Annotated in this window: 20 protein-coding genes and 2 pseudogenes; 9 read left to right on the plus strand and 13 right to left on the minus strand. The window is 44.7% G+C overall.

What is annotated here, in order from left to right:
• Positions 1 to 13: 13 nt before the first annotated feature.
• Positions 14 to 1,057, minus strand: coding sequence for a nitrogen regulation protein NR(II) (glnL, locus tag Xish_RS08815; RefSeq protein WP_425275025.1), 1,044 nt, complete (start codon positions 1,055 to 1,057; stop codon positions 14 to 16).
• Between the two features lie 208 nt (positions 1,058 to 1,265).
• On the minus strand, positions 1,266 to 2,675 hold the full coding sequence (gene glnA / locus Xish_RS08820) for a glutamate--ammonia ligase (RefSeq protein WP_099117551.1): 1,410 nt from the start codon (positions 2,673 to 2,675) through the stop codon (positions 1,266 to 1,268).
• 497 nt (positions 2,676 to 3,172) lie between these two features.
• Here glnA and typA point away from each other — a divergent pair, with 497 nt between their 5' ends.
• The 4 genes from typA (at position 3,173) to fabY (ending at position 7,324) form a co-directional block, all read left to right on the plus strand.
• Positions 3,173 to 4,996 (plus strand): ribosome-dependent GTPase TypA, encoded by a 1,824-nt coding sequence (gene typA / locus Xish_RS08830; RefSeq protein ID WP_099117553.1) that lies wholly within the window; start codon positions 3,173 to 3,175, stop codon positions 4,994 to 4,996.
• A 266-nt stretch (positions 4,997 to 5,262) separates the two neighbouring features.
• Positions 5,263 to 5,880 carry a glucose-1-phosphatase gene (gene yihX, locus Xish_RS08835; RefSeq protein ID WP_099117554.1) on the plus strand — a complete coding sequence of 206 codons (618 nt, stop codon included), beginning with the start codon at positions 5,263 to 5,265 and terminating at the stop codon, positions 5,878 to 5,880.
• A gap of 39 nt (positions 5,881 to 5,919) precedes the next feature.
• Positions 5,920 to 6,357, plus strand: a complete 438-nt coding sequence (dtd, locus tag Xish_RS08840; RefSeq protein WP_099117555.1) for a D-aminoacyl-tRNA deacylase — start codon at positions 5,920 to 5,922, stop codon at positions 6,355 to 6,357.
• A gap of 49 nt (positions 6,358 to 6,406) precedes the next feature.
• A complete protein-coding gene (gene fabY / locus Xish_RS08845) occupies positions 6,407 to 7,324 on the plus strand; it encodes a fatty acid biosynthesis protein FabY (RefSeq protein ID WP_099117556.1) in 918 nt (305 codons plus the stop codon).
• On the opposite strand, the gene Xish_RS08850 is transcribed toward fabY, so the two are convergent.
• The gene (locus Xish_RS08850) at positions 7,314 to 9,095 is read right to left on the minus strand and encodes an AsmA family protein (protein ID WP_099117557.1); all 1,782 of its coding nucleotides are present in this window, start codon (positions 9,093 to 9,095) and stop codon (positions 7,314 to 7,316) included. The two genes, fabY and Xish_RS08850, sit on opposite strands and share 11 nt — an antisense overlap.
• Positions 9,096 to 9,237: 142 nt before the next feature.
• Positions 9,238 to 10,623 carry a nucleobase:cation symporter-2 family protein gene (locus Xish_RS08855; RefSeq protein ID WP_099117558.1) on the minus strand — a complete coding sequence of 462 codons (1,386 nt, stop codon included), beginning with the start codon at positions 10,621 to 10,623 and terminating at the stop codon, positions 9,238 to 9,240.
• Between the two features lie 241 nt (positions 10,624 to 10,864).
• Between Xish_RS08855 and gltS the strand changes: the two genes are divergently transcribed.
• On the plus strand, positions 10,865 to 12,079 hold the full coding sequence (gene gltS, locus Xish_RS08860; protein WP_099117559.1) for a sodium/glutamate symporter: 1,215 nt from the start codon (positions 10,865 to 10,867) through the stop codon (positions 12,077 to 12,079).
• Positions 12,080 to 12,150: 71 nt separating this feature from the next.
• On the opposite strand, the gene recG is transcribed toward gltS, so the two are convergent.
• From recG to gmk, 5 genes and pseudogenes are all read right to left on the minus strand, one after another.
• On the minus strand, positions 12,151 to 14,232 hold the full coding sequence (gene recG, locus Xish_RS08865) for an ATP-dependent DNA helicase RecG (protein ID WP_099117560.1): 2,082 nt from the start codon (positions 14,230 to 14,232) through the stop codon (positions 12,151 to 12,153).
• Between the two features lie 39 nt (positions 14,233 to 14,271).
• Positions 14,272 to 14,388, minus strand: a pseudogene (locus Xish_RS08870) (tRNA (guanosine(18)-2'-O)-methyltransferase TrmH); the annotation flags it as partial.
• 5 nt (positions 14,389 to 14,393) lie between these two features.
• Positions 14,394 to 16,508: a bifunctional GTP diphosphokinase/guanosine-3',5'-bis pyrophosphate 3'-pyrophosphohydrolase gene (spoT, locus tag Xish_RS08875; RefSeq protein WP_099117561.1), complete on the minus strand. Its 2,115-nt coding sequence runs from the start codon at positions 16,506 to 16,508 to the stop codon at positions 14,394 to 14,396.
• Between the two features lie 18 nt (positions 16,509 to 16,526).
• Positions 16,527 to 16,802: a DNA-directed RNA polymerase subunit omega gene (gene rpoZ, locus Xish_RS08880; RefSeq protein ID WP_074020086.1), complete on the minus strand. Its 276-nt coding sequence runs from the start codon at positions 16,800 to 16,802 to the stop codon at positions 16,527 to 16,529.
• Between the two features lie 54 nt (positions 16,803 to 16,856).
• Positions 16,857 to 17,480 (minus strand): guanylate kinase, encoded by a 624-nt coding sequence (gene gmk / locus Xish_RS08885; RefSeq protein ID WP_099117562.1) that lies wholly within the window; start codon positions 17,478 to 17,480, stop codon positions 16,857 to 16,859.
• Between the two features lie 334 nt (positions 17,481 to 17,814).
• On the opposite strand from gmk, the gene ligB reads away from it, so the two are divergent.
• Positions 17,815 to 19,581, plus strand: a complete 1,767-nt coding sequence (gene ligB, locus Xish_RS08890) for an NAD-dependent DNA ligase LigB (protein WP_099117563.1) — start codon at positions 17,815 to 17,817, stop codon at positions 19,579 to 19,581.
• A 48-nt stretch (positions 19,582 to 19,629) separates the two neighbouring features.
• Here ligB and Xish_RS08895 read toward each other — a convergent pair whose 3' ends face one another.
• Positions 19,630 to 20,247 (minus strand): trimeric intracellular cation channel family protein, encoded by a 618-nt coding sequence (locus tag Xish_RS08895; protein WP_074020083.1) that lies wholly within the window; start codon positions 20,245 to 20,247, stop codon positions 19,630 to 19,632.
• Positions 20,248 to 20,382: 135 nt separating this feature from the next.
• On the opposite strand from Xish_RS08895, the gene Xish_RS08900 reads away from it, so the two are divergent.
• On the plus strand, positions 20,383 to 21,672 hold the full coding sequence (locus tag Xish_RS08900) for a YidR family protein (protein WP_099117564.1): 1,290 nt from the start codon (positions 20,383 to 20,385) through the stop codon (positions 21,670 to 21,672).
• 93 nt (positions 21,673 to 21,765) lie between these two features.
• Here the strand turns inward: Xish_RS08900 and Xish_RS08905 are convergent, their stop codons facing one another.
• Positions 21,766 to 22,113: a YceK/YidQ family lipoprotein gene (locus Xish_RS08905; RefSeq protein ID WP_099117565.1), complete on the minus strand. Its 348-nt coding sequence runs from the start codon at positions 22,111 to 22,113 to the stop codon at positions 21,766 to 21,768.
• Between the two features lie 553 nt (positions 22,114 to 22,666).
• On the opposite strand from Xish_RS08905, the pseudogene Xish_RS08910 reads away from it, so the two are divergent.
• Positions 22,667 to 22,840, plus strand: a pseudogene (locus Xish_RS08910) (aspartate-alanine antiporter-like transporter); the annotation flags it as partial.
• A 337-nt stretch (positions 22,841 to 23,177) separates the two neighbouring features.
• On the opposite strand, the gene Xish_RS08915 reads toward Xish_RS08910, so the two are convergent.
• Together Xish_RS08915 and Xish_RS08920 are read right to left on the minus strand one after the other, a co-directional pair.
• A complete protein-coding gene (locus Xish_RS08915) occupies positions 23,178 to 24,434 on the minus strand; it encodes a valine--pyruvate transaminase (protein WP_099117566.1) in 1,257 nt (418 codons plus the stop codon).
• Between the two features lie 131 nt (positions 24,435 to 24,565).
• Positions 24,566 to 25,117 carry a DNA-3-methyladenine glycosylase I gene (locus Xish_RS08920; RefSeq protein ID WP_208614847.1) on the minus strand — a complete coding sequence of 184 codons (552 nt, stop codon included), beginning with the start codon at positions 25,115 to 25,117 and terminating at the stop codon, positions 24,566 to 24,568.
• A 205-nt stretch (positions 25,118 to 25,322) separates the two neighbouring features.
• On the opposite strand from Xish_RS08920, the gene glyQ reads away from it, so the two are divergent.
• Complete coding sequence (gene glyQ, locus Xish_RS08925) at positions 25,323 to 26,231, plus strand: glycine--tRNA ligase subunit alpha (protein ID WP_099117568.1); 909 nt, start codon at positions 25,323 to 25,325, stop codon at positions 26,229 to 26,231.
• Positions 26,232 to 26,235 lie beyond the last annotated feature (4 nt).

Genomic DNA, 26,235 nt, shown 5'->3' on the forward strand with positions numbered 1-26,235 from the left:
CCCTACTTAACGGTTATTTCTTGATCGGCAGGTAAATGGAAAATTCCGTATGCCCTGGCCAACTGGTAAATTCAATTTTGCCAGCATGTTGGTCGATAAGATTACGTGCTATAGATAAGCCAAGTCCAGTCCCTCCTTCATACCCGCTAACCATCGGGTAAAAAAGCGTATCCTGAATATTGGGATGAATGCCTGGCCCGTCATCTTTAATATCAATTCGGGCTGCTAATCGGTAGCGTTCACCCTGTAAAGTAATCTGGAACGCTGTTCGCGTTCTCAGGGTGATAACTCCTCCCTTTTCCCCTAGTGCCTGTAGGGCATTGCGGGTGATATTCAGTAATACTTGCTCTATTTGGTCAGGATAGTGCGCCAGTTCAGGCAAGCTCGGATCATAATCTTTGATCAGCGTGACATTGGCAGGCATTTCCAGCGAGACCAATTGATAAACCCGTTCGACTACATGGTGAATGCTCTGGCGGGTTTGGCAGCCAGGATGCTGTGGTCCCAACAATCGATCAACAAGGTTACGCAGCCTGTCTGCCTGCTCAATGATCACCTGAGTATATTCCCGCAAGGACGGATTCGGCAGTGCCTTGGCAAGTAATTGTGCGGCTCCCCGTAATCCCCCCAGCGGGTTTTTGATTTCATGTGCCAGCCCCCGAACCAATTCCCGCGCAGCTACCTGCTGTGCTTGTTGGATCTGCTCTTGGCTTAGCCGGCGCTGACTGTCCATAGGCGCCAGTTCCAGCAAAATAAACTGCTCGGAAATTGGTTGGGCACTGAGCGACATCACATGAGAGTGATTATTAATCACCAATATGACTTCGTTATCGGTAAAACCATGACCGTTGATCAAACTGGAACGCATCAACTCCGTATCCAGCGAAATATAGCTAAACAGGATAGGCAGAGGCGTGCCAAATAATTTACGGGAACTTTGTGCCAGAAGTTGCATAGCAGAATGATTGGCGTAGCGAATGATCAAATCATTATCCAGCACCAAAACGTTGTTTATCTGTGAGTCGAGAATCTGTTCTGCTTTGGGCAAACTAACCATTGTCATTCAGTTCCTGCACTTTTTTGGTGCATTGTAGCTTATTTAAGCATAGTTTGATCAATCCTTCCGCTCAGCATACATCCTTATGGGTAATACAATTGTGTATATGCAAGGGAAAAAAGCCCATCCAGGGATGGGCCAAAAGTTTCACGGCAACAAAAAAAGCAATAGTAATGCCCTCACGTTCTGGGCATTACCCGATAAAGCACTACACACTGTAATACAGTTCAAACTCCAGTGGATGTGGTGTCATGCGGACACGTTCAATTTCCCCATTCAATAAATTGATATAAGCATCAATCGTGTCGTCAGTGAAAACACCACCGCGTGTCAGGAATTCGCGGTCTGCATCCAATGCGGCCAGTGCTTCTTCCAAAGAAGAGGCCACAGTTGGGATCTCTTGGGCTTCTTCTGCGGGCAGGTCATACAAGTTCTTATCCATTGCATCACCTGGATGAATTTTGTTGATGATGCCATCAAGGCCTGCCATCAACAGGGCAGAGAAGGCCAGATAAGGGTTCGCTGCGGGATCAGGGAAGCGCACTTCAATACGGCGAGCTTTGGCGCTGGCGACCACGGGAATACGGATAGAAGCAGAACGGTTACGGGCAGAATACGCCAGCATAACCGGTGCTTCAAAACCAGGTACCAGACGTTTGTACGAGTTAGTGGTTGGGTTGGTAAAGGCATTTAACGCACGAGCGTGTTTGATGACACCGCCGATATAGTAAAGTGCCATTTCGGACAGCCCACCGTATTTGTCACCCGCAAACAGGTTAGTGCCATTTTTGGACAGTGACATATGGCAGTGCATACCTGAGCCGTTATCGCCCACCAACGGTTTTGGCATAAATGTAGCGGTTTTGCCAAATTTATGGGCAACGTTATGGACCACATATTTATAAATCTGGGTTTCATCCGCTTTTTTGGTCATGGTATTAAAGCGGGTGGCAACTTCGTTTTGTCCGGCAGTGGCGACCTCATGGTGGTGAGCTTCAACTACCAACCCCATTTTTTCCATGGTCAGGCACATGGCTGAACGCAGATCTTGGGAAGAATCCACAGGAGGAACAGGGAAATATCCCCCTTTAATACCAGGACGATGGCCTTTGTTACCGCCTTCATAGCGTGTGCCGCTGTTCCAGGCCGCTTCCGTATCATCAATATGGTAGTAAGAGCCAGCGATAGAATTGCCGAAACGGATGTCATCGAACAGGAAGAATTCGGGTTCTGGGCCAAATAAAACGGTATCAGCAATATCGCTTGCACGCAGGAAATCTTCTGCGCGTTTCGCAATGGAGCGAGGATCACGGCTATAACCTTGCATAGTGCCAGGCTCTAGAATATCGCAGCGCAGGATCAGGGTTGCATCATTAAAGAAGGGATCAAGCATCGCAGTACTTGGATCTGGCATTAACACCATGTCAGATTCATTGATACCTTTCCAGCCACCAATCGATGAGCCGTCAAACATTTTGCCATCTTCAAAGAAATCTTCATCAACTTGGTGGGCAGGGATGGTGATATGTTGTTCTTTACCTTTAGTGTCAGTAAAGCGTAAGTCAATAAACTTCACCTGATGTTCTTCAATCATGGACAAAACATGTTCAGCGGACATACTGGTTCTCCTGGGTTTACGTCGGCCTGATAAAACAGGGCAAGAAACAGGCTGTTTTATCTTAAAGTTTAGGGTGATTGTGGATCTTTGTATGGATAACGCTTATGAAATCACTCTTGCCAAGATTAATGCGAAAAGTGTGCCAATATTTTAAAAATATTTAATATCAGTATGATAAAGGTAGATAGCAATGGGGAAAGAAAAATCCATATAAGGGAAAAGCGGAATTTTCGATATTTTTGCACTAAAATAGTGAATGATGACCCCACCATTGCACTATTATAGTGCTATTCAGGGCGCCAACTGGGGTGCCGATAAATATATTGCTCAATTGTGACGATTCAATACCACCTTCTAAGGTGATACATCTCACATTTATTTCACTCTGTAGCCATAACGTGTAAAATAGCAGCATTTTTGCGTTAGATGTTGTAGCGGCGTTCTGCCACGCTGCATGCATGTAATATGTCCTCAAATAGCTAAAACGGTAAAAATACTTGTCAATTAATAACTTAAGAAATATCGCCATCATCGCTCACGTCGACCATGGCAAAACCACGCTGGTTGATAAACTCCTGCAACAGTCCGGTACCTTTGGGGAGCGTGCTGCAACAACTGAGCGTGTGATGGATTCCAATGATCTGGAAAAAGAGCGTGGTATTACCATCCTTGCAAAGAACACTGCCATCAAATGGAATGACTATCGTATCAATATCGTAGACACCCCAGGCCATGCCGATTTTGGTGGTGAAGTTGAACGTGTAATGTCAATGGTAGACAGTGTCCTGCTGCTGGTTGATGCGATGGATGGCCCAATGCCACAGACTCGCTTTGTAACCCAAAAAGCGTTTGCTCACGGCCTGAAGCCTATTGTGGTGATCAACAAAGTTGACCGTCCTGGCGCTCGCCCTGACTGGGTTGTGGATCAAGTATTTGACTTGTTCGTGAATCTCGGTGCAACCGATGAGCAGTTAGATTTCCCAATCATTTATGCTTCTGCACTGATGGGGGTTGCTGGTAACGATCATACCGAGATGGCTGAAGACATGACTCCGCTGTATCAGGCAATCGTTGAGCATGTTGAACCGCCTAAGGTTGACCTTGACGGCCCATTCCAGATGCAAATTTCGCAGTTGGATTACAACAACTACGTTGGGGTTATCGGTATCGGCCGCATTAAGCGTGGTATGGTAAAACCGAACCAAAACATCACTATCATCGACAGCGAAGGTAAAACTCGCAACGGTAAAGTGGGTAAGGTCTTTAGCCATCTGGGCTTGGAGCGTATTGAGTCTGATAAAGCGGAAGCTGGTGATATCATCGCCATTACCGGTCTGGGTGAGCTGAACATCTCTGATACCCTGTGTGAAGTCAATGCGGTTGAAGCGTTGCCAGCATTGGCCGTTGATGAGCCGACTGTAAGCATGTACTTCTGTGTCAATACTTCACCGTTCTGTGGTCGTGAAGGTAAGTATGTGACTTCTCGCCAGATCTTGGATCGTCTGAAAAAAGAACTGGTTCATAACGTTGCACTGCGTGTTGAAGAGACTGAAGATCCAGACGCATTCCGTGTATCAGGCCGTGGTGAGCTGCACTTGTCCGTTCTGATCGAAAACATGCGCCGTGAAGGTTTCGAAATGGGAGTTTCCCGTCCAAAAGTGATTTTCCGTGAAATGGATGGTCGTAAGCAGGAGCCTTTCGAGCAGGTCACTTTGGATATCGAAGAACAGCATCAAGGTGATGTGATGCAGGCATTGGGTGAGCGTAAAGGTGAAATGCGTGACATGCTGCCAGATGGCAAAGGTCGCGTTCGTCTTGATTACGTCATTCCTAGCCGTGGTTTGATTGGCTTCCGTACTGAATTCATGACCATGACTTCGGGTACTGGTTTGTTGTATGCAACATTCAGCCACTATGATGACATTCGCCCGGGTGAGATTGGCCGTCGCCAAAATGGTGTGTTGATTTCCAATGGACAAGGCAAGGCAGTTGCTTACGCGCTGTATGGCTTGCAGGAGCGTGGTAAATTGTTCCTGGGTCATGGTACTGAAGTGTATGAAGGCCAGATTATTGGTATTCACTCACGTTCAAATGACCTGACCGTAAACTGTCTGACAGGTAAGAAACTGACTAACGTGCGTGCATCAGGTACAGATGAAGCGACAACACTGTCTCCACATATCAAGAAAACATTGGAACAAGCGTTGGAATTCATTGATGACGACGAGTTGGTTGAAGTGACTCCAGTGTCAATTCGCTTGCGTAAGCGTCATTTGACTGAAAATGATCGCCGTCGTGCAAATCGTAGCAAAGAAGTTTAATTTCTGCGTTACGCATTGTCTATGACAGCTTAAATATGAATAGCTTAGGGCATTTAGGTGCCCTGAGTTTTTTTAGCATATTCCTTCCAGTCCTTTTTGTTATCCATTCCTGATTATCAGCCAGAACAGCTAATCAGCACTACAACGATAATGCATAAGATAATTTATCAAAAGAACAACTTGCTTGTTTTTTTATCTTTTCAGCCTTTTTTCTTAACAAAATTATGATAAAAGTACCACACCATGAGCGTCAGTCAGGAGGAAGTATGCTGTATATTTTCGATTTGGGTAACGTGATTATTGATATTGATTTTAAAAGAGTGCTGGCTGTCTGGAGTAATCTGAGTGGGACACCACTGGCAACATTAACCTCAAAATTTTCGCTGAGGGAATTGGCTGAAAAACATGAATGTGGGCAAATTAGTGATACTGAATTTGCAGAAAGGATGTGTGATGAAATGGAGATCTCACTCAGTTTTGCACAATTTGCTGAAGGCTGGAACGCCATTTTTATTGATGTCAGGCAGGAAGTTATTGAGTTAATGAATAAATTGCGTGCCCAAGGGCATCGTGTGGTTGTGCTGTCAAATACAAATCGTCTGCATATTGATTACTGCTCAGTGCATTATCCTGAGATTACAGTATCAGCGGATTTCCTTTACCTATCCCACGAATTGGGGATGCGTAAACCCAATCCTGATATTTTTAACTATGTGCTTGCCGCAGAAAGTATGGCAGCGGAGCAAGCCATATTTTTTGATGATCTTTTAGAAAACGTTGAAGCAGCAAAAAAATCAGGCATTGATGCAATTCATGTGGCTGACAGGAGTGTGATCCCTGATTACTTTAAGTCACATGATTTCTCGCTTCCCTCAAAAAATTAACCTCGTTTGCTTATAGCAATGGAATAACAGGCAAGAGAAATGATCGCATTAATTCAGCGTGTAACACAGGCAAAGGTTGTTGTTGAAGGTGAAACAATCGGAGAAATTGGGCAGGGGTTGCTGGTGTTGCTGGGAGTTGAAAAAGATGATACCCCACAAAAAGCACAACGTTTATGCGACAAGGTAATGGGGTATCGGGTATTCAGCGATGAGCAGGGAAAAATGAACCTTAACGTTCAGCAGGCTGGCGGTAGTTTGCTGGTGGTATCGCAATTTACACTGGCTGCGGACACGCAAAAAGGTTTAAGACCCAGCTTTTCTGGTGGCGCTGAACCACAAAAAGCAGAGGAACTTTATCGCTATTTTGTTGAACAGAGCCGTGTTACTGGTGTAAAAACAGAAACGGGGAAATTTGCGGCAGACATGAAAGTCAGTTTGACAAATGACGGGCCTGTGACTTTTTGGTTGCAAGTATGATGTGTTTCTCTGGCTACACATAGCACACACAAGAGAAGGAGCTGTTTCTATGTATCATCTGAGAGTCCCTCAAACAGAACAAGAGTTGGAAACCTATTACCAATTTCGTTGGGAAATGTTGCGGAAACCACTTCACCAGCCCAGCGGATCCGAGAAAGATGGTTACGATTCGATGGCACACCATCAAATGGTGGTGGATGAACTGGGTAATCCGCTGGCTGTTGGGCGCTTATATATTAATGCGGATAATGAAGGAGCCATTCGTTTCCTGGCTGTTCATCCCCATGTGCAGCGAAAAGGATTGGGTACACTGATTGCGATGGCATTGGAATCGGTAGCCAGACAGGAAGGTGTGAAACGCATTGTTTGCAGCGCACGGGAAGACGCGGTTGATTTCTTCGACAAGTTGGGTTTTCAAAATCGTGGTTTGATCAATGGTGCTAAGGCGTCGCCGATTAGCCATTTCCTCATGATAAAACCGATAATAAGCCTTGATGATATCTTGCACCGCCCTGATTGGTGTGCAGAGTTGCAGCAGGCATGGCATAAGCAGATCCCTTTGAGTGAAAAGATGGGATTGAGGATCACCCAATATACCGGCCAGCGTTTTATCACAACGATGCCTGAAGCCGGAAACCAGAATCCACATCATACTATTTTCGCCGGTAGCTTATTTTCTCAGGCCACGTTAACCGCATGGGGACTGATTTGGTTGTTGTTACAGGAGCGCCAGTTAGGGGGAGATATCATTTTAGTGGATGCCAATATTCGTTATCGACAACCGGTTACAGGGCGCCCCTGTGCAACCGCGGATTTCAATAATATGAGCGGAGACCTTGCTCGCCTTGCCCGCGGTAATAAAGCGCGCGTCAAAGTAGAAGTGCAGGTTAGCGGCGAACATGGTGTAGGTAGCGTGTTCACCGGTACTTATATCGTCCTGCCTCCCGAACGTTTTACTAAAGCTTGATTTTTGCGCAGATTTGGCTCTCCGTAGAATGGCCAGTTGTTGAGTTCTCAGCTTCAGGGTTATCTACGGAAGAGGGTGCTTTTGGGGTACAGCGGTTCGTTGAGATCAAACCTTGCTCAACAGATTGTGACTCTTTGTCTGATGATTTATCTTCAGCAACCAATGTCCCGTTTATCGTTCCCTTCACATCGTCAGCGGAGAGATCTCCTGTGATAGCGAGTGAGAAATTTCCTTCTCCCTGAATCTTAAGTGGTATCCAACCCCATTGTGGCAAGATGTTCAAATCCGCATTCATGCCTTTGAAGTTTAGGTTAAAAGGAATATGAGCAGTTTGTTGTTCCGCCGAGCCAGTCATTTGCAACAGCCCTTCACGTGTAAAGCCATTCAATTTATCAATGGTGACTTTGCCGTCTTTAGCATGTAATTGCAGATAAGGACGGGTTATTTCGATTTTGTTAAAAGTTCCCGCAGCAGCTTGCAGTGATGCCTGACCATTCCACAATCCCCACTTGCCATTTTTCAAAATATCCATGTTGTTAATATGGGCTGCAAGAGTGGTGAGCTGGAACGGGAAGTTGGGATTGGTATCAATCAGCAGAGTATTATTGATAGTAATATCATTGAGTTTTACTTCTGAAATCCATTCTGGTGCAGGTTGTTTGAAATAGTTGAGCCATGTTGGTGGCAAAGCATAAAGCAGCCCTGTTACAGAACTTTCTTTGAGGGTAAGGAGCCGATTTTTGCGATCCCATTGAGACTGGATATTGAACAACCCTTTTTGATAATGGGTTGTCAGGCTTGCGATGGTAAAGATATCACCAGAAAAACGGAATTTTCCAAGCGTGTCGCTAAACTGAGCATTATCCAACGTCATGTTCATCGCGTTAAAATCCATCAATCCATCTTCGGTGCTCCAACTGCCGTTGACTAACCCTAAGTTTTTGATGGTGCTATCCAGATAATCAACAGACCAGTTTTTCCCTTGCAGTTTGGCATTAGTGATATTGAGATCTTTAACATAAGTAGCTGGCAGATGGCGGATTTTTTCTTTTAAGTCGCCCAGAGTCATCGGTGTTTGCCAGCGAATGTCACTGAGCAGGATATTATTCCAGTGCCAACTGCCGTCCGGTAATTGCTGACCATCACCAGAAATTGCACCTCGCAGAAATGTTGCGCCAAAAGAGTCGATAGTCAGGGCTTTATTTAGGTAACTGCCCTGCACAACGGCATTTTCAACAGATATGTCATTTAAACGGATCGTACTGGCACTGAATTGATATTTTCCATTACCAAATGGGTTGCCCATAGCAGGAGCCCAGGGTGTAATGCCGCCTGTAATATTCTCCCCCTGAATATGTGTGTTGGGCCTTTCTAGCTGAATATTCATCTGGTTCAGTTGTAAGATATCCGCTTGTAAAAGAGGGGGAAATTGATTTTCAAACAGTAGCAGCGTCCCTTGTTGCAAAGTCAAACGATGGAGATTTTTGGGGGACAGTAAATGCTGCCATTTAAAATCGAGATTAATGGTATTGGCGTTGAGAGAGAAAGGACTTTGTTTGTCCCGAATATCAACATGGTTAAACGTTAAGGTAGCAGGTTGCTGCCAACTGTGGCTGATGCTTTCAATACTGACTTGATAATGTCCTTGTTTGCTGAGCCATTGGCTTAACTGTTTAGCGCCCCAATGCGTCTGGACAACAACATAGATAACTATGGTTGCCAAAATTAGTAACACTAAAAGAGTGACAAAAAACTTCCCTAACCACCTCATTATTTCACCTCAACAGTGTGACCTTCCAATAGAAGCCCTTTTATGCCGTAAAATAGAGAAGCACTCAATAGATGATTTAGCTAAAAAAAGAAAACTCCCGCGGCTAAGGCGGGAGAAAAGTATCATACAAAAAATCTGCCAACTATTTTTCCTGAGGAAAAATCAGGTTAAGCAGAATGGCAGTTAACCCACCTGCGGCAATACCTGAAGAGAGTAAGTTTTTCACCCAATCAGGGGCAAACTGTAAAATCAGTGGTTGTTGAGAGACTCCTAATCCCACGGCCAGAGACAGTGCAATAATCATAATAGAACGTCGATTCAAAGGCTCACGAGAAACAATTCTGATACCAGATGCGGCGATAGTACCAAACATCACAATTGTCGCCCCTCCCAGAACCGGCTCAGGAATATGTTGTACAAAACCAGCCACAGCGGGAAACAGCCCCAATAGAATTAACATTAAAGCAATCATGTAACCGACATAGCGACTGGCAACACCGGTTAGCTGGATCACCCCATTGTTCTGACCAAAACAGGAGTTTGGAAATGTATTGAACACGGCTGATACCATAGAATTGAGGCCATTTGCCAGTACACCGCCCTTAACACGCTTCATGTAAAGTGGCCCGCTGACAGGTTGCTCGGAGACATCTGAGGTAGCAGTGATATCGCCAATCGTTTCCAGTGATGTCACCATAAAAATCAAAATCAGTGGGATCAACAGATTCCAGTCAAAAGACAAACCATAATAGAGTGGAGCTGGGATAATGATGATTGGTGCATCTTCTTTTGGTGTTGATACGGGCAACATATCCATATACCAGGCCAGCAGATAACCCATTGCCATAGCAATGACCAGAGAAGCAACACGTAAATAAGGGTTATTTTGGCGATTCAGTAACACGATGACGGCAAGAACCGTTCCTGCAAGCAGCAAGTTTTCATGTGCGCCAAATGTGCCATTTTGAATTGCAGCATAACCGCCTCCAATCGAGGTTAATCCTACTTGAATTAATGACAGACCAATAATCATCACCACGATACCGGATACCAGAGGTGTAATGATCCGTCTTGCTAAATGCAACACTCGCGAAAGCAGCACTTCCGTCATGGAGGCGAGCATCAGTGTCCCGAACAGAGTAGCCATCATAGTGGGAATATCTACACCGCCATTTTTCAACGCCAGGCCACCCATAATCAGCGGGGCAACGAAATTAAAACTGGTGCCCTGAATTGAAAGCAACCCAGAACCAACAGGTCCCCAAGAGCGAATTTGAATAAGTGATGCCACACCTGAGGCAAACAGGGACATACTGATAATGCGTTGGGTATCCTGCTCTGGAAGCCCCAGAGCCTGGCAAATCAGCATTGCTGGCGTAATAACAGCCACAAACATAGCCAGTAAATGTTGGCAGGCAGCAAATAGAGCATGTGGGAACGGTGGCTTATCTTCCAGACGATAGATAAGTTCATTGTTTGAGTTATTGGGAACTTCTGATGAATTGGATTCACGGGGTAAATTGACCATGTTGTGAAATTCCAGATAGACAAAAAGCGCATTTTAATGATTCTCAACAGTAAAGCAATCGTTTGCGTAAAGTTTTCATTATCAAATGCAGCTTAAATTCGTCACATTTTTAAATGTTTTAACTTGTGTTTATGAGTAATTTTCTTTCTAATCCAACCCTTACCTGCTCTTGGCGTTTTTATAGGATGATTATAACGTCGTATTAATTTTACATAACACTAACAATGGATGAGGTACATAAATGTATCATCTAGATATTTATGGCACGCTCGTTGCTGCCACACTTGTTTTGCTACTAGGAAGAAAACTCGTACAATCAGTCCCATTCCTTGAAAAATATACTATTCCTGAACCTGTCGCGGGTGGATTATTGGTTGCGTTAGTTCTGCTGGCAGTTAAACAATCTATAGGTTGGGAAGTCAGTTTTGATTTATCTCTCCAAGAGCCTCTCATGTTGATGTTCTTTGCCACAATCGGCTTGAACGCTAATCTTGCCAGCCTGAAAGCCGGCGGAAAATCTTTGGTCATTTTTGTCTTCGTGGTTGTTGGCCTGTTATTTGTACAGAACACCGTAGGTATCGCATTGGCGAAAATGCTTGGCCTTGATCCATTAATGGGATTGCTGGCAGGCTCGATTACACTATCTGGTGGTCATGGAACAGGCGGTGCTTGGGGTAAGGTATTCACTGAGCGCTATGGCTTTGAAAATGCAACGGAAGTGGCAATGGCATGTGCAACATTCGGTCTGGTTTTAGGTGGCCTGATTGGTGGTCCGGTCGCCCGCATGTTGGCGAAAAATACCCAAACCCCAGGATTGGGGGCTGAGGATACCGAGCTGCCGACGGCATTTGAGAAACCTTATACTGGTCGGCTTATTACGCCATTAGTGATGGTGGAAACTATTGCTATGGTTTCCATTTGCTTATTGGCGGGTAAGTTTATTGAGAAATTGCTACAAGGCACGGCCTTTGAATTGCCGACGTTTGTATGTGTCCTGTTTGTTGGTGTCATTCTTAGTAACGGCTTATCTCTGCTTGGTTTTTATCGGGTCTTTGACAGGGCGGTTTCGGTCTTGGGTAACGTGAGTTTATCGTTGTTCCTGGCAATGGCCTTGATGAGTCTGAAACTGTGGCAATTGGCTTCCCTTGCGCTGCCAATGCTGATTATCCTTGCCGTGCAGGCAGTGGTTATGGCTTTATATGCTATTTTCGTCACTTACCGTATCATGGGCAAGAATTTCGACGCGGCAGTATTATCAGCCGGTCACTGTGGTTTTGGCTTAGGTGCAACACCAACAGCCATCGCGAATATGCAAGCTATCACTGATCGTTTTGGGCCATCACATGTGGCATTCTTACTCGTACCTATGGTGGGTGCATTCTTTATTGATATCGTCAACGCTGCCGTTATCAAATTGTATCTGTTATTACCGATATTCCCATCTGTAGCAGGTTAAATTAATTTACTTTTGCTTCGCCCAATATCTTGGTGAAATATGCCGCTGAAAAACTCAGCGGCATCTTGGTTTTAAGCATGGCTATATTGAGAACGCTCCGGCAACCAGCGTTCAATCAGCGCTTTGGCATGTTCAGGGTAGCGCTGGTGGATATAGCGGGCGATACGTTGAACTTCAGACAGCATACTTTGATCCCGTAATAAATCCGCGATCCTAAATTCTGCATTGCCCGTTTGGCGTGTACCCAGTAATTCACCTGGCCCGCGGATCTCCAAATCTTTCTGGGCAATCACAAAACCATCATTACTGTCCCGTAAAACTTGCAGGCGGATTTTGGCTGTATTGGTCAGTGGAGTTTTATAGAGCAGGACACAGTGAGAAGCAATGGCTCCACGTCCAACACGACCTCGAAGCTGGTGCAACTGGGCTAACCCTAGCCGTTCAGGATTATCGATGATCATCAGGCTGGCATTGGGCACATCTACCCCAACTTCGATGACTGTAGTAGCAACCAGCAGTTGTATCTCACCCTGTTTGAAAGCCTCCATAATGGCTTGTTTTTCTGCCGGTTTCATTCGTCCATGCACTAAGCCAATTTTCAATTCAGGCAATGCCAGTGTCAGTTCTTCGCTAGTTGCCTGTGCTGCTTGTGCTTCCAGTAACTCAGAATCTTCGATCAGGGTACATACCCAGTAAGCCTGACGGCCTTCATCCAGACAGGCACTTTTGATACGTTGGATAATGTCGTTTCGGCGAGTATCTGGGATGGCGACCGTTGTGACTGGTGTTCGTCCCGGTGGCAATTCATCAATGATAGACGTATCCAGATCGGCGTAGGCGGTCATTGCCAATGTGCGTGGAATAGGAGTCGCAGTCATGATCAATTGGTGGGGATGAAAGCCTTGTTCACGCCCTTTTTCCCATAGGGCCAGACGTTGATGAACACCGAATCGATGTTGCTCATCAATGATAACCAGCGCTAATCCGGCAAATTTTACCTGCTCCTGAAACATGGCATGAGTACCGACAACCATGCCCACTTGACCACTTGCTATCGCCTCTTGCTGTGCCTGCCGCGCCTTGCCTTTCTGTTTACCAGCCAACCAACCGACCTGAATACCGAGCGGTTCAAGCCATTGACGGAAGGTATTGGCATGTTGCTCTGCCAAAAGTTCAGTTGGTGCCATCAAAGCCACTTGCTTGCCATGAACAATGGCACGGGCGGCTGCCAGTGCTGCCACCAATGTTTTTCCCGAACCGACATCTCCTTGTATCAGACGCATCATGGGAACATTTTTTGCCAAATCATGTTCTATTTCTGCAACGACACGGGATTGTGCGCCTGTGGGTGAGAATGGTAACTGGCTCAGAAGTTTCTGCTTTAGCGAATCATCTGCCGTTAAGGGGGAAGCATGAAAGCGCTGGGTTCCAGCCCTGACCGCCAGCATACTTAAATGATGAGCCAGTAATTCTTCCAGAATCAACCTTCGCTGGGCTGGATGCCGGCCATTTTCCAAATCGGCCAGAGAAGTATCCGGCGGAGGATGGTGCAATGTACGCAGTGCGTCGGGCAGGCTAATGATCTTCTGGCTGAATTCTTCCGGCAGCAATTCATGAATGGCGCAGGTATCTAATATTTCCAATGCCTGATCGATTAACTTGCGCAGCGTTGCCTGACGCACTCCTTCGGTTGTGGGATAGATGGGCGTTAACGTCTCTTGCTGTTGGATGCGGTTGGCGTGTTGCTGGACTTTATATTCAGGATGGATAATCTCCGGCCCTTGATTGCCGCGCCGAATTTCCCCATAAGCAACAACGTGCTTTCCTGCGGCCAGATTATTTTTCATAGCGGCAGTAAAATTGAAGAAACGCAGGGTCAATATACCTGTGCCATCACTGATTTGACAGGTCATAATACGCCGACGCCCAAATGCCACATTGGTACGTAGTATTTCACCTGTTACCGTAGCATAAGTGCCGGGCAGTAATTCATTAATGGTATACAGGCGGGTTTGATCCTCATAACGAAGAGGCAAATGAAAAAGCAGATCCTGTAGATTGACCAACCCTAACTTAGCGAGCTTAGTGACCTGATTGTCTCCAACACCACGCAACGTGGTTAAGGGTATGGCATCAAGTAGTTGGCCTTTCATACGATTTCTCCGTCAGTGTGATTTATTTCCTTGCTAATGGGTACGAATAACGGCGGATACGTTATGGGGTTTGTGAACTTCTTCTAAACAGATTGTCAGGTCAGGTTGACGCATTGCCATCATCTGGCAAATGCGTGCGTAACGTTTTGGATTCATAACCTCTAGTTTCGGTTACGGCTGACTCGCATCACATCTGGCATGATACGTATCTTACGCATGATATTCGCTAGCTGGATGCGGTCTTTGGTCGTCAGCCTGATGAAAGCACAATAGACGCGACCATCTTTTTCCTCTGTATTCATGCTTTGAATACTGGAGTTGACATCGTTAATGGCAGCAGTCAGATTTGCCAGCGCTCCTTGGTGGTTAAACATATCGACTTTAATTTCAGCAATAAAATCGCTATTAATATCTTTATCCCACTCAACTGGCATGAATTTTTCCGGCTCTTTCTGATATCCACGGATATTGCGACAGGATTCGTGGTGGATGACTAAACCTTTTCCTGGGCTGATATGGGCAATAATCGGGTCGCCTGGAATTGGGCGACAACATTTGGCAAAGGTAATCAAGATGCCGTCAGCGCCCTTGATAGGAAGTTTACGGGAAGGATTGCCGTTATTGTTCGGTACTTTCTCTGGTGAGCCCAATAATAAGTTGCGGGCGACAACCACGCTCATGGCATTACCCAATCCGATTTCCGCTAATAAATCATCCAAAGTAACGAGCTTCATTCTTGCCAGCTCTTTGTTGATATTTTCTTGCGGAATATCGGCAATTTTCGTGCCGTTACCGAGTGCATGATTAAGTAAACGGCGTCCCAAACTGATGGAATCATCCCGTTTCAGGTTTTTCAATAACTGGCGGATCTTGGCTCGCGCTTTGGAACTAACGACAAAGTTCAGCCATGCAGCATTAGGACGTGCTCCTGGCGCAGTAATAATTTCGACAGTTTGCCCACTGTTAAGCGTTTGTGAGAGAGGATAAGGCAGACGATCAACGCGTGCACCAACACAGGCGTGACCGATATCGGTATGGACGGCATAGGCAAAATCGACAGGAGTCGCGCCCGCCGGTAACTCAACAATTCGTCCTTCAGGGGTAAAAACGTAAATCTCATCAGGGAACAAATCAGATTTAACACTTTCAATAAATTCAAAAGAGCTGCCGGCACTTTGTTGGAGTTCTAACAGGCTCTGCATCCAACGTTGGGCACGAACCTGCGCAGTCGTACCGGATTCCCCTTGTTCTTTATAGGCCCAGTGTGCGGCAACCCCCATTTCCGCCATTTGATCCATATCTTCGGTACGGATCTGAACTTCGACGGGCACCCCATGCGGGCCTATCAGGGAGGTATGAAGGGATTGATAGCCGTTGGCTTTGGGAATGGCAATATAATCTTTCACTCTGCCAGGGCGTGGCTTGTACAAACTGTGCATTTGCCCCAATACGCGGTAGCAGGTATCAAGATTATTGACGATGACACGAAAAGCGTAAATATCCATGATGGAATGGAAACGCTGTTCTTTCAGGCGCATCTTACGATAGATTGAGTAGAGATGTTTTTCGCGGCCACTGACTGTACAGGGGATGCCGGCATCCGTTAACCTGCCTTCAATCTCCGACAGAATTTTCTGGATCATCTCTTTACGATTACCGCGGGCGGCTTTCACAACCTCTTTGATCACGCGGTAACGGTTTGGATACAGGGCTTCAAACCCAAGTTCCTCCAGCTCCGTTTTTAGGTGATGAATACCCAGACGATGAGCCAGCGGACTATAAATTTCCAGCGTTTCCCTGGCAATGCGTCGCCGTTTATCGGGGCGCAGTGAGCCAAGGGTACGCATATTGTGTGTACGGTCTGCCAGTTTGATCAAAATGACGCGGATATCCTGCACCATCGCCATGATCATTTTGCGGAAATTTTCAGCTTGTGCTTCCTTTTTATCACGGAAGTTCAGCTTATCCAGCTTGGATACACCTTCCACCAATCCGGCAACGGCCGTGCCAAATAACTGTTCTATATCCTGAAATGTTGCAGGAGTATCTTCAATGACATCGTGCAACAGTGCTGCCATAAGTGTTTCATGGTCAAGGCGCATTTCAGCCAAAATACAGGAAACGGCAACAGGGTGAGTGATGTACGGCTCACCGCTGGAACGGGTTTGCCCTTCGTGGGCATCCCGCGCAACCACATAGGCCTGTTTAAGCAGATCAATTTGATCTTCAGGCAAATATTTCAGAACTATCTGATTCAGGCTTTCAAACAGGTACAAGGCAGACCTACCGTAAAATTAACGACGACCTTCAGCGATGGCAGAAACGGCTTTGATTTCTGCGGCTTCTTGTTCTTGCTGTTCCTGACGTTCACGAACATCGAGAATTTTGTTGTTGATAAGACCTTGCTCGATTTCACGCAGGGCAATAACAGTCATCTTATCGTTTTCTTCTGGAACGAGGGGATCTTTGCCACCTACTTGCAATTGGCGTGCTCGGCGAGCAGCGACCAACACCAGGTCAAAACGGTTACCAATTTTTTCTACTGCGTCTTGAACAGTTACGCGTGCCATATGAGTGCTACTCCACAGATAAATAAATGACTGGGCATAATACTGAAACTTGGTTCAGTCTGCCAATAATTTGCTGATTAAGGCATCATGCCGCTGGGTCTGACGATCTAATCGTAGACGCTCTGAACGAATAATAGATTGTAAATCGGCCAATGCCGTATTGAAATCGTCATTGATGATGACGTAATCATATTCGTTGTAATGTTCCATCTCCGCGACAGCCTGAGCCATTCGTTTGGCAATGATTTCTTCGCTGTCCTGACCGCGCCCACGCAGGCGACGGAGCAACTCTTCCTTAGAAGGTGGAAGAATGAAAATGCTGCGAGCTGTTGGCATTTTCTGGCGGATTTGCTGTGCACCTTGCCAGTCAATATCAAGAAAAACATCAACGCCACTGGCGAGTGTATCTTCAATGACTTTTCGGGATGTGCCGTAATAGTTACCAAAAACACAGGCATATTCCAAAAATTCATCATGGTTGATCATATTTTGAAATTCATCCACTGTGACGAAAAAATAGTGTTCACCATGATTTTCGCCTGGGCGAGCTTGTCGCGTTGTATGCGAAACAGAAACCTGAGTGTCATACAAGGGCTGGGTATTTAATAAAGCCTGAATAAGGCTTGATTTGCCTGCTCCACTCGGTGCAGAAACAATATATAACGTTCCTTGGTTCATGATGATTTCTTGACTGATTGGGTATAAATAAATGCAAGCGCAGGAATATAAGATCCCACATAGTATACACGGATACGTTAATCCATGCAGCGCTACAATACATGCCAACCGGTATTTCACCAAAATTTTTTCTTAACAAACGGGCATTAATGAGATTTTTTGCGAGATATTTTCAGCAAAAGTAGTCGTTTGCAGAAATTGCACATTTATTTTTCGAAACATTCCGCAAACTTCTTTTTTGCCACTTGGTAAAAATTTTCCTGCTTTTTATTCTTTGTCCGTATGTTGCGAATCAATTTTTAGGAAGCCATTTTAAGGAAACCAAGGAGCAAGGATGCTTAATTTTCTCATCAGTTTTTTAATAACCGTGTGGATATTGCTATCTGGTACGCCAATGGCATTTGCAAACAAGATTCAGTGTCCTGACTGGTCACAAGAAAAATTTCAGCATGAAATTAATCAACTCACACAGCAGGTGGTTAAATGGGATCATCTTTATCGTCAGCAGGGGATGAGTGAAATAGATGATGAAATTTACGATCAATTATTGGAAACCTTGAGAATTTGGCAAAGTTGCTTAACTCACGGATCAGACAGCGCTTTGACCTCTGCTAGCCCTGCTCCCGACACTTCTGTGATCCCCGTACAACAGGCAGGAAAACAGCTTCATCCTGTCCAGCATACAGGCTTGCATAAGTTGAAAGGAATACAAGAAATTCGCCAGTGGTTGCAGGGTCGCACAAGGGTGTGGCTGCAACCTAAAATTGATGGTGTTGCGGTGACTTTGGTGTATGAAAAAGGTCAATTAGTGCAGCTAATCAGCCGTGGTGATGGTATTGAGGGAATAGACTGGATAGAGAAAAGTGCGTTTATTCCCAGTATTCCTCAGCGGATTAAAAATGCTCCTGAACATTTGGTATTACAAGGTGAGCTTTTCTGGCAGCAGGAACAGCATCGGCAGTTTGTTTCGGGGAGTCAGGGGGCGCGCAGTAAAGTGGCGGGCTTAATGATACGTAAAATTCCAGCACCAGAGCTGAAACAAGTGGGTATTTTTATTTGGGGCTGGCCGGATGGGCCAAATGAAATGGCAGTGAAACTGGAAAAATTGGCTGCAATGGGTTTTCCCATCACACAACAATATAGCCACCTTATTGCCACAGCAGAAGATGCCGAAAAAAGATGGAAAGATTATTTTGTCCAGCCCTTGCCTTTTGCTACGGATGGAGTTGTCTTACGGCAGGCGATTGAGCCAACAGGTCGGCAATGGCGTGTCGGATCAAACAGTTGGGCGATTGCATGGAAATATCCACTGCGGCAGCAAATAACAACCGTAAAAGGTGTTAATTTCACAATAGGCCGGACAGGGAGAATATCCGTTGTATTAGATCTGGAGAAAGTAAAGGTAGATGATCGACTGGTGAGTAGAGTCAATATCGGTTCGATCAAACGTTGGAAGCAGTGGGATGTCTATCCTGGCGATAAGATTACAGTGGCGCTGGCGGGGCATGGTATACCCAAACTCGATAAGGTGGTGTGGCGTATGGCGGAACGCCCTGATGTTCAGCCACCTAATGGACAGGATTATCATTTCCTCAGTTGCCTGACATTCGATTATGGAAATAAGAGCAATGGTGAACATTGCCGGCAACAGTTTATTGCTCGCCTGACATGGCTTGGGGAAAAATTGAAAATGAAAGGCATTGGGCAAGGAACGTGGTCAGTTTTGGTAAAACATGGGCTGGTGGCAAATTTAACGGATTGGTTGGATTTGGATAAGGAAAAGCTTGAGACCGTGACCAATATAGGAACTCAACGTGCAGAATCGATCTTCGCCCAATTTCAGCAGGCAAAATTACAACCCCTTTCGCTATGGCGCGAGGCCATTGGCCTGCCTTATGCCAAGCACCTTACGGATAAACAAGCAGGTAAACTGGAATGGCAGTGGGAAACAATATTATCCGACGTAAAAGCGGAACAAGCGTTAACAATAAAACAAAGAGAAAAAATCCTGGCCTTTTTACAGCATCCTGAGATTAAGACGGTAATCGGTATTTTGTCTTTACGGGGTATTGAGAATAAACAAGAGATATTCAGTGAATAGGAGCAAAGAAATAGGGGCAAATGGTTGCCCCAGAGGTTAACAGCGGTATCAGTGGTCTGTGCCATCGTAATTGAAGATAGGTAATCCAAGACGATAACGAATAGCAATCAATCGTGCAGCCAGTCCCGCAACAAGCGTAATCAAGATGACGATATCCGGGGGTAATGGTGTATGTAGTAAAGCAATATAAAGCCAGGCGGCTGCAAAAGAGACACCGGCATAAATCTCTTTTTGGAATACCAGAGGAATGGTATTGCAAAACATATCGCGCAATACGCCACCAAAAACGCCAGTGATGACGGCTGCAATGGCGGCAATAATCGGGCTGTAGTGCATATCCAACGCGATTTGTGCGCCAATGATGGAGAAGACAATTAAGCCAATTGCATCAAGAATGAGAAACAGACGGCGTAGGTGTTTCATCATGGGAGCAACCCAGATAGTGAGTACGGCAGCACAGGCAACGGTCACTATATATTCTGGGTTTTTTACCCAGCCGAGGGGATAGTGCCCCAAAATAATATCACGGACGGTGCCACCACCGATGGCTGTCACGGAAGCAATAATGATAACGCCGAATACATCCATTTTTCGGCGACCTGCGGCTAAAGCGCCTGTCATGGCCTCTGCCGTAATACCAATAATATAAAGGACACTAAGTAGCATAAATTTAATTACATGAAATATAACGTAGAAGTAAAGGGTACTGTTGAAATAATAACGTCTCGACTGAAATTTTTTAGCCAAATTTGAATAAAATTAGTTTTTATTATCCGAAACCTCGCAAAATAAGGCAGCAAAATGGTTTTTAAGGAACGTCAAATTACATTCGATAGTCGTAGCCATCAGATAACTAATATAAATGTTTGGACACCAGACAGCCAATGGTTGGTATACGATGTTCGTCCACATGGTGCATCTTTTACAGGTTTAACGATAGAAAAAATTCATGTTAATCATGGGAAAAATGAAATTATCTATCAGGCAAAGGATGGCGCGCATGTCGGTGTTGTGACTGTGAGCCCACAAGAGCCAATTCATTATGCCTTTATTCATGGTCCGGAAAAACCCGATGCGCAGTGGCAATATGATTTTCATCATCGCCGTGGTGTCATTGTTTCCGATGTGCAGCCAAATGTGGCAATTAATATTGATGCAATGGATATTACTCCACCTTATACTGCTGGCGCTTTGCGCGGTGGAACACACGTTCACGTTTTCAGCCCTGATGGCAGTCGTCTAAGCTTTACCTACAATGATCATGTGATGCATGAATTAGATCCTGTGTTTGATTTACGCAATGTGGCAGTGGCCATCCCTTTGCGAGCTGTGATGCCAGCCAAAAAACATCCAAGGGAATATGGGGGGAGTTATTTTTCGGTTGTAGTTAGCGAAACTACGGCTTACCCGCGTCCCGGAAGTGATGACATAAATCGAGCTTATGAAGAAGGATGGATTGGGCAGCGAGGATATCGTAAAGATAATGGCCAATGGCAACGTTGGGCGCTGGCTTTTATTGGGGACACATATACCATCAATGGCGAAAAAATACCGGAAATTTATCTCGCTGATTTACCTGAAAACGACGACGATTATGCTATAGCAAGCGACCAACCTCTGGCTGGTACAGAAACAACATTACCAGCTCCACCTGCTGGAGTGAAACAGAAACGTTTGACTTTTACGCACGATAATCGCTGGCCAGGAGTGATGAATGTTCCACGTCATTGGCTAAGAACATCACCGGATGGCAGTAAAATTTGTTTTCTGATGAAAGATGAAAAGGGAATTGTCCAGCTATGGTATATCTCACCAAATGGAGGTGAGCCAATGCAGATAACTTACAGCAAAAACAGCATACAATCTGCATTTAGCTGGGATAGTCACGGGCGGTTTATTGCCTGTGTTTGTGACAATAGCGTTGTACTCTGTGATAGCCAGACTGGAAAAATTCAGCGTTTAACAGAACGCACTGATAATGCACCTTCCGCTGATGCGATAGTAATATCACCAGATGATCGTTATGTCGCTTTTATGCGTGATATTGACGGTTACCGACAGATATTTGTAGTGGAAACAGGGATTAATTGAAACAAAAGATATAGCAAAATGGGCATCGCTGGTTAATGGTGGGTGATGCCCGATAATATGCTGATATATCTCACTATGTTTCAATTTTAACAACTACGTCTCGTGGTCTACAGTTTTTGGTGTAGGCAATATGATAACTGAGTTTTTATTGAGTCGCTCTATACGATGCTTAGGAGATTGTTCTGAATTATCTTGATCGGAACGAATATAATCGTAGGGAAGCAGAAGCGTGTCCAGGAAAGCAGAAAATGGCAGGTCTATCGCAAGCAATGGCTTCATAAGCCATCCCGTTCTGTCATCTTGCAGCATGCCAATATTGGCTTTTGCTCCGGCATAGTAACCGTGGTAGGGACCGCTGTGGGTCATTATGCTGGAACAGCCTGTAACAAGTAACCATCCTAATGTGGTACATAGTAATAGAAGCATTTTACAATTTTTCATCATTTCCGTGATCTCAATGAGTTAATTTGCCAATGTTCAGATACTTATTCGCTATTAACGCCACTTTTCCAAAAGCATGACAGGTATAAGCCTTTAATGCGGTTTATCCTTGAGTACTATTTACTATAGTCAGGTAATATTCAGTTTTCTATATCAATTATCACTAAATTTGATAATTTTTTTGAGTTGAATTTAGATTTATTTTTAAGTTCCTTTTTTGATAAGAAAGATCATATAGTTGAAGGAAATAGATGAAATAATTATTTCACTAAATTCATTGATAATTATCATCAATCATCAAGGATTATATTGATTGAATTAACCGATATTTATTTTTGAATATTCATCTTTTGCTTTCTATCAAAAAATAAAAATTTTCTCTGTATCAAACTGGTTATATAAAAATATGCTTGGTTTAAAGCGATGTGGTTTAAAACACATCACTTACGGTTGATGCATGCCAATATTTAATTGATGGAAACGCCATCATTTATGGGGAGTAAGGGAAAATGACTAATTTTCCGGATGATTAACCTTTGGTAAAGGAAGCGAGTTATGTGGAATGCTGGCAGGTGCTATGACGGATCTCCCTGCTCTGGCTTTTGCTAATGGGATTCATAGTACCAGCGGGGCAGCGGCATTGTCATATGTGACAGTCTATCCATTGGCGATGTTTTTGAGGATCATGTCTCCTCAAATTTTGGTTATTATTTTCTTGGCGTTATAATTTATGTTGTAAAATATAATTGTTTGATTCATTAAATGTGCTTTAGATCACAGAATGTTACCTAATTGTCTTGATCTGGTCTCAATTTGAGATAGTAGGGGCAATTTAAAGTATAAAATCCCTGCTTATTCAATTCATTAGAATAAAATATTTCTGGTTAAATATACGCAGTTCAGGGAAAGGTATAAAAACAAGGAGTGTTTTCCTTTCCTATTGTGTGTGAAGAATTCTTTTTGGATTCTAATAACTACTGTCCTGTTCGCAGGTAAAAGTCCTCGTTATCATTTTGCTCCCTCCCCCTAAAATGAGGGAGCTTTTTTTTATTTTATTGGCAAGATCAGCATCCTGCTTCCTGATGCGCTATCTCAATCTCTTCAGACAGAATACGAACGCCTTCTTCTATTTTTTCAATATCAGGAACATAGTTCATTCGCATACATTGATGGGCATGTGGCCAATCATGTTCCAGCCCCGGAAAGAAGAAATGTCCCGGCACCATCAGCACCTTGCGTTTCTTTAACCGCTGATAAAGCTCTTCCGTCGTGATTGGTAAGTCCTTGAACCAGAGCCAGAGAAATATGGCGCCTTCCGGTTTATGGATAAGGCAGCGATCTTCCGATATATGGCGCCGAATGATTGTAATCACGTTATCTACCCGCTGCTTGTAAAACGGTTGAATAACATTTTGTGACAGACGGAATAGGTCGTTGCGCTTAATCATTTCCAGTGCGATAGCTGGCCCAGCCCCCCCAGGAGCCAGACTAATAATGCCATTCATGTTACTGATAGCACTGATGATTTTTTCATTAGCGATAATGATACCGCAGCGGGAACCTGGCAGTCCCAGTTTGGACAGACTCATGCACAGAATAATATTGTGATTCCACAGCGGGGTAGCGTCACTGAAGATAATACCGGGAAATGGCACACCGTAGGCATTATCTATCAGTAGGGGGATCTGGTGCTGTTGAGCCAGACTGTCCAAGCGCAGTAATTCTTCGTCGGTGATCACGTTGCCTGTTGGGTTGGTCGGACGAGAGACACAAATCAGGTTAATGTCTTCGGTAATATTCAGGTGATCGAAATCAACGTGATATTTAAATTGGCCGTTGGGCAATAATTCAATATTCGGTTTATTAGCGACAAATAATCCTTCATCTAAACCTGAATCCGAATAGCCAATATATTCTGGAGCAAGAGGAAATAAAACGCGCTTTATTGAGCCGTCTTCAGTACGACCGGCCAGCAAGTTAAACAGATAAAAAAAGGCGCTTTGGCTGCCATTAGTCAGGGCAATGTTTTGTGGTTGGATGTCCCAGCCGAGCTTTTCTCTTAGCTCTTGGGCCAGCGCCGTTATCAAGGTGTTTTTCCCTTGTGGGCCGTCATAGTTACATAGTGTTTCACTTAATTGACCGTCTAACGCCATGTCAGTCAATATCTGCTGGAAATATTCATCCATTTCCGGGATATGTGCAGGATTTCCACCACCTAACATAATTGCACCAGGTGTTCTCAGACCTTGGTTGAGATCATTCATCAGACGGGTAATTCCCGAATCTTGTGTAAATTTGTTTCCGAATTGCGAAAATTTCATAGTGGCGTTAGCGTCTGTTTTTTTGTATGAGAATAAAACACCATACCCTGCTCATTAATAGGGTGCAATGGGGTAAAAGTGTTATTTTTGTTTATTTTTACGTGCTAATGTTAATTTTTCACCACAGTAATTTATTTTCTACATAAACAATTTATGAGGTGATCATTGACCAAACCTGCTGCCTGCATAAAAGCATAGCAAGTGGTGCTACCAATAAATTTAAATCCTCGCTTTTTTAGTGCCTTTGCAAGCTCATCGGAATTGGTTGTTTTAGCAGGAACTTCTGATAAATTTCGCCAGTGATTAACTTGTGGGGAGTCATCGACGAAACGCCAGATAAAAGCGCTAAAGTCTTCACCTTGTTCAGCCATTTTTAGGTAAGCGTGGGCATTATGGATAATCGCATTGATTTTGGCTCGATTACGCACGATGGCAGGTTCTTTCATGAGTCGCTCAACGTCAGTTTCATCCATTTTGGCGATTTTGGCCGGATCAAACTGATGGAAACATTTTCTATACCCTTCCCGTTTTTTCAGTATGGTGAACCATGATAAACCGGCTTGTTGTCCTTCCAGACAAATCAGTTCGAAAAGTTGCTGGCTATCCCTCAGAGGTATCCCCCATTCGTTATCGTGATAGGCCAGATAATCAGGGTCAGATGTTACCCAACCGCAGCGAGTGATTTCCTTGCTCATGAACCGTACTTACCCCAGATAATGGTTGATAATCACACCAATATTAGCTGTGTAAATATACAAGTAAAGAAACTTGAATAAGATTTTTTTATATCGCGGCAAAATTGAGAGTGATCAGTGCTGTATATCTTACATCCAGAGGGTATACTGGCCTCTTTCGTTTAAATTCATATGTATCGCGTGCGGGTTCAACATGCAAAAGTTTGATACCAAAACCTTTCAGGGGCTCATCCTGACATTACAGGATTATTGGGCGCATCAAGGCTGTACCATTGTCCAACCATTGGATATGGAAGTCGGTGCAGGAACCTCTCATCCTATTACCTGTCTGCGTGCTTTGGGGCCAGAGCCTATTGCCGCAGCTTATGTGCAACCTTCGCGTCGTCCAACTGACGGTCGTTATGGCGAAAACCCAAACCGCCTCCAGCATTACTATCAATTTCAGGTTATCATCAAGCCATCTCCAGATAACATTCAGGAACTCTATCTTGGCTCTTTGAAAGCGTTAGGACTCGATCCGACTGTTCACGATATCCGCTTTGTTGAAGATAACTGGGAAAACCCAACCTTGGGCGCCTGGGGACTGGGTTGGGAGGTTTGGCTGAACGGTATGGAAGTCACCCAGTTTACTTACTTCCAGCAAGTTGGTGGACTTGAATGTAAGCCAGTGACTGGTGAGATTACTTACGGGTTGGAACGTCTTGCGATGTATATTCAAGGCGTGGATAGCGTTTACGATCTGGTATGGAGCGATGGCCCGCTGGGTAAAACCACCTATGGTGATATTTACCACCAGAATGAGGTTGAGCAGTCTACTTACAACTTCGAGCACGCCGATGTGGATTTCCTGTTTACCTGCTTTGAGCAATATGAGAAAGAGGCTCAGGAATTACTGGCGCTGGAAACTCCGCTGCCATTGCCCGCTTATGAGCGCATTTTAAAAGCGGGTCATACCTTCAATTTGCTGGATGCCCGCAAAGCGATTTCTGTGACAGAACGTCAGCGCTATATCCTGCGCATCCGTACCCTGACTAAATCGGTTGCTGAAGCTTATTATGCCTCCCGCGAGGCGCTTGGCTTCCCTATGTGTAACAAGAAATAAGAGG

Source organism: Xenorhabdus ishibashii, assembly GCF_002632755.1.
GTDB lineage: Bacteria > Pseudomonadota > Gammaproteobacteria > Enterobacterales > Enterobacteriaceae > Xenorhabdus > Xenorhabdus ishibashii.